7 protein-coding genes are annotated in these 4,472 nt (G+C 39.9%); 4 read left to right on the forward strand and 3 right to left on the reverse strand.

All coding sequences use genetic code 11. The annotated features are described in order from the left end of the window. Positions 1–149: 149 nt before the first annotated feature. From QUA16_RS35790 to QUA16_RS35805, 4 genes are all read left to right on the forward strand, one after another. On the forward strand, positions 150–374 hold the full coding sequence (locus QUA16_RS35790) for a hypothetical protein (protein WP_333109510.1): 225 nt from the start codon (positions 150–152) through the stop codon (positions 372–374). A 121-nt stretch (positions 375–495) separates the two neighbouring features. Beyond that, a complete protein-coding gene (locus QUA16_RS35795) occupies positions 496–744 on the forward strand; it encodes a hypothetical protein (protein ID WP_333109512.1) in 249 nt (82 codons plus the stop codon). After that, positions 738–989 (forward strand): type II toxin-antitoxin system PemK/MazF family toxin, encoded by a 252-nt coding sequence (locus tag QUA16_RS35800; RefSeq protein WP_333109515.1) that lies wholly within the window; start codon positions 738–740, stop codon positions 987–989. The genes QUA16_RS35795 and QUA16_RS35800 overlap by 7 nt, the downstream gene beginning before the upstream one ends. Positions 990–1,264: 275 nt before the next feature. Next, positions 1,265–1,768, forward strand: a complete 504-nt coding sequence (locus tag QUA16_RS35805) for a DUF2243 domain-containing protein (RefSeq protein ID WP_333109516.1) — start codon at positions 1,265–1,267, stop codon at positions 1,766–1,768. Between the two features lie 159 nt (positions 1,769–1,927). On the opposite strand, the gene QUA16_RS35810 is transcribed toward QUA16_RS35805, so the two are convergent. The 3 genes from QUA16_RS35810 to QUA16_RS35820 form a co-directional block, all read right to left on the reverse strand. Next, positions 1,928–2,899, reverse strand: coding sequence for an Rpn family recombination-promoting nuclease/putative transposase (locus QUA16_RS35810; protein WP_333109517.1), 972 nt, complete (start codon positions 2,897–2,899; stop codon positions 1,928–1,930). 138 nt (positions 2,900–3,037) lie between these two features. Beyond that, complete coding sequence (locus QUA16_RS35815; RefSeq protein ID WP_333109518.1) at positions 3,038–3,403, reverse strand: hypothetical protein; 366 nt, start codon at positions 3,401–3,403, stop codon at positions 3,038–3,040. A gap of 165 nt (positions 3,404–3,568) precedes the next feature. Beyond that, positions 3,569–4,381: a clostripain-related cysteine peptidase gene (locus QUA16_RS35820; protein WP_333109519.1), complete on the reverse strand. Its 813-nt coding sequence runs from the start codon at positions 4,379–4,381 to the stop codon at positions 3,569–3,571. Positions 4,382–4,472: the final 91 nt, after the last annotated feature.

Here is a 4,472-nt window from a genome sequence, read left to right on the forward strand (position 1 = left end):
GTCGCTCATGTTTCTGTGTCAAAAAACCTTTATGATGTGATATTACCACGAAGTGTTACTATTTTGGAGATGTCTATGGGAATTGACAACTGAGGGGACGATTTTGTTGACAGAGTTAACTGCTTCTGAACCGACTACTTTATGCAAATATGTTGAAGTTTAACTTAGAAACACAATTTGTAGTTTGCATTAACAATCAAGACTATCCAGCATCCTTGGAAGTGCGAAAAATCTATCGAATCATACCCGATAATCGCGCTGGGGAACATCAATTTATCCGAGTCATTGATGAATCAGATGAAGATTATTTGTATCCAGTCGTATATTTCGTGCCGATAGAATTGCCGAAAGCCGTAGAAGCAGTGTTTGCATAGACAAAGGTTATGTAAGGGCGGGTTCACCAACCTCTATGTTTATAAACAGCAATCTCAATAAACCCGCCCCGCCCAATATTGTGTTACAATAAATAAACCTGAGTGTTAACATCGCAAATGTATGACAGCCAAAATACACATCAGCAAATTAGGTAATTCCTTGGCTTTGCCAATACCAGACTACATAGTAAAGTTTCTCAACCTTAAAGCCGAAGATTCAGTAATTGGCAGCATAGAAAATGGGAAACTGGTCATAGAGCCTGTAAATAATAAAATATCAAAGTATACCCTAGATGAATTATTGGCAGGCGAAATAGAATCTAGCGAAGAAGTCTCTTGGGGAAAACCAGAAGGAGAGGAAGTTTGGTAAACTATATCCCCGAACGAGGTCATTTTATTCGCCTCAATTTTGACCCTCAAGCAGGACACGAACAAATGGGGACTAGGCCTGCACTGGTTGTGAGTCAAACTAAATTTAACCGAAAAATGGGGTTTGTGTTCGTCTGTCCCATTAGTAACACACAACGCAAAAATCCGTTTTATGTTCCCATTCCCGAAGGTGAAACGATAACAGGTGTAATTATGACGGATCAACTCCGTTATGCAAGATTATAGCGCAAGGCAAGCAAGTTTTCTTAGTGAATGTCGATCAGATATAATTGAGGAAGTTTTGAAGCGAATTCAACCTATTTTGTTTGAGAATATGACTGTTGATGAATAGTTAATCAAATTATAAACTAGGTTTGTAGTTGGCATTAAGCATCAAGAGTATCCAGAAATCTATCTCGCGGGTGATGCGATCGCCCCTCCTCCCCAGCAAAACTAAAAAATGTACTGGTAAATCCCTTCACAGACCCAGGCTCAGCAGTTAAATAATCTGAGGTTTTCCATTGGACGATCGCACAAACCCACCAGCAACCGCAGCTAACAACCGCCAACCTCTAATTATCGCAGGAATTCTCCTCGGTATCGGTCAATCCGGATTTTTTGACGGCATTGTGCTGCACCAACTCCTCCAGTGGCACCATATGTTTAGCAGCGTTAAAACAGATGCTACCGTTGCCGGTTTAGAATTAAATACCCTCGGAGATGGATTGTTTCACGCTGCGGATTGGTTGGTAACAGTGGCGGGAATCTTCTGTTTGTGGAGTGCTGTGAAGCGCAAAGATGTTCCTTTGTCAACTCAAACTTTTTTCGGTTCAATATTAATTGGTGCTGGATTGTTTGACTTTGTTGAAGGCATTGTTGACCATCAAATTTTGGGAATCCACCACGTCAAACCCGGTATCAACGAGTTAGCTTGGGATTTAGGATTTCTCATTCTCGGTCTTATTTTAGCGGTGTTAGGTTGGATGCTGGTACAGAGGGAAGTTCCCGCAGATACTAAAGTTTAAATGAATGCAGAGATTGAGAATTATATCAAATCCGCGTTAAAAATCCCTGACTTGTATCCGATAAACAAGCCCCCGAATTTATCCGTGGGCTCAATGCTTCAATCTAAAATCTAAAATCTAAAATCTAAAATCGATTGAGTCTCTTTTTAACTCATCAGTTCATCCCGCCGACTCCAACCACACAATCAAATCCTCTTGACTCCTAAAATCCAACAAAGCTTCTCCTAAATCATCTAACTGTTCCCCAGATAACCCCTGGATGCGAGTTTGAACTTCCTGTGTTACCTCACCCACCCGCCGCACTATCTGACGCATAATTAATCCTATTTCCCCCTCAATTTTCCCCCTTTCGATTCCCTGTTCAATTCCCTGTTCGATTCCCTGTTGTATTCCCTGTTCAATCCCCTGTTGTATACCAATTTCTATCCCTTTCATCACAGACCCGATTTGGTCTTGGATAAACATTTCTCGTTTGTCTACATCATTCAATTCGTCTAGTGTCAAATTTGCTCGGTTGGCAATTCCCAGCGCGGTATTAATCTCTTCAATAGACCCCAATGTATCTGGTACTGCTTCCAAAGAGGGCGCGTTTTTCATAAAGTAGAGCCATTTTTCCGGCAGAGTTTCGAGTTCATTCAATTCTTTTTTGAATTTCGGTAACTCGACAAACACTAACTTTAACTCGCAGTTGGGATAGACGAATTTCTCTTCGGTTTCTGTGAATTCAAAGTTAGAGATGAGTTTTTCGGTGTTTTCAAATAAGATAAAGTCGGTGATGGTTAAAGCAATGACTGGGTTTAATCTTAAGTAACCGTCTCCAGCTTTGAGTTGAGTTGAATAGGTTTTAGCTGCATTGTACACTACCCGTTTTTCAAAGGCGGCGACGTTGAGTACCTGCATTTCCACAATCACGGTTTTGTTGCCCGTAATCTTGGCTTTGACATCGAGGTAAGTGTCTTTCAATCCTGTAACGCTGCCGGCTGAATAAGGGTCAATTATTTCTAATTCTTGAATTGTAGGTTCTCCGTTATACAGCATTGCATTTAGGAAGCTGATTAAAATTTCTGGATGTTCGGAAGATGCGAATATTTTTTTGAATGCAAAGTCTGTTTTGGGGCTGATGAAACGCATATATTTTAGAGGATTTTTTTTACCGCAGAGGGCGCAGAGGACGCAGAGGAGGAGAAAAGAGAGGAAGATGGATATTGGCTAATATTGGAAGGGTTGGGTTTTGTTGTCTCAACCCAACCTATTATCTGAATGCTTTTATCAGCCTGTGGCTTCAGTAGTAGTTGCATGTGACATAACTAGCTTTCCAGTTATATCCATCGTCGCAAGCTTCAGCACTTCATTAAAAGCTAAACCCCGAATTTTGAGTTCCCACCGAATGCCTTTTGCTTTCATGCGCTTGGCTTTCCGCATATCGACATCAGCAGCTTTTTGATGCAAGAGCAAATATTTCATTGCTGCTGTAGCTTCTACTTTTGTGGGAAATGCAATATAGGTGATAAATCCGCCCTCCCAGTGATTGGCGTTGCGGACGCTGCTGATAGTCGCAACTCTCGGACTAAAGCGGTTCCAGTAAAAGTCGCTGTAGCCGAGCGACTGTGTATTGACTTGGAGTTTGTTTGCCATTTGACTTAACTCCTATAACCTTGTGTGTGGGGTTAGCAGCAGGGCTTTGATTCTGCTATTTATATTATAGCATTGGGAAGTGGGAATTGGGAGCGAATGCTGGCAGTTGTTTTACTTCTCTGACTGCTTCTGTGAAGTCGCGAAAGTAAAATATCCCCAATATCTTTAGTTCTTTTTTGTCTCGAATACAACTGCCTCAAAAAGCTCTACAAGTTTTAAGTCTGAATAAACCGATAAATACAAATACTTTTCCAGTTTCTGCCGATTTCTAGGTAAAAATAATCCTAAGCCTGATAAGTTTTTATACTTATGCCTAATTCTTGAGTCAAGTAATTCACCATGCTGTTGCACTCTCTGAATGAGAAAATCATTTAAAAATAAGAGTAAATCGTTACAAGCTGACGGACTTGCACCTGATAATTGGGTAAGTTTTTGTAAAAAATTTGCGAAATCAACAAAGGTTTCTCCAGAGCTATGATAAACTACTACAGTATTGTTATTGGAAAAATTGACTTCCGGCCCTAAAATTGAGGAGATAAAAAGTTTTACAGGCACAATATCTGCTTGCAAAATAGAATCAATCACAACATTAACTTTTTCGGGAAAATAGCGGAAATAATGATTGTTAGTCAATGTCAAACTATGGTACATATCCGGTCGTTCACAATCCATAATCTTTTTGGCTAGCTGGGAACCATCAATGTCTGGATAATCGCTCAAATAACTTAACGATTGCTCATAATAGTAATTGGGCGCTCCCAGTTGGAGTTGAGATGAAAGCGTATACTTAGCAGTATTTTGGAAGGTATGGTGTACTTCAATATTTCCTTTGTTACAATTTTGGAAAAATAATAATTCGAGATTTCCCTTTACAGATTGGTTAAAATTAAATATAACTTGATTTATTTTTTGAAGATTCATCCATCTAATTTCTGAAATATAAGGGGAGGTAGGATGTTCGTCGGGGCTGATTTCCATAAGCGTTCCACTATAGACATCTCCAAAAACAATTAAAGCCTTTGTGTAACTAGGCTGTATGACGTAAATGCAATCATCTTAAATTAGCGAC

It is taken from the genome of Microcoleus sp. S13_C3 (genome assembly GCF_036700905.1).
In the GTDB taxonomy this organism is placed as follows: domain Bacteria; phylum Cyanobacteriota; class Cyanobacteriia; order Cyanobacteriales; family Microcoleaceae; genus Microcoleus.

What these genes read in the sequence shown, in the direction of transcription:
- QUA16_RS35790 (WP_333109510.1), top strand. Translation starts at nt 150, where the DNA reads ATGTTGAAGTTTAACTTAGAAACACAATTTGTAGTTTGCATTAACAAT.
- QUA16_RS35795 (WP_333109512.1), top strand. Translation starts at nt 496, where the DNA reads ATGACAGCCAAAATACACATCAGCAAATTAGGTAATTCCTTGGCTTTG.
- QUA16_RS35810 (WP_333109517.1), bottom strand. Translation starts at nt 2,899, where the DNA reads ATGCGTTTCATCAGCCCCAAAACAGACTTTGCATTCAAAAAAATATTC.
- QUA16_RS35815 (WP_333109518.1), bottom strand. Translation starts at nt 3,403, where the DNA reads ATGGCAAACAAACTCCAAGTCAATACACAGTCGCTCGGCTACAGCGAC.
- QUA16_RS35820 (WP_333109519.1), bottom strand. Translation starts at nt 4,381, where the DNA reads ATGGAAATCAGCCCCGACGAACATCCTACCTCCCCTTATATTTCAGAA.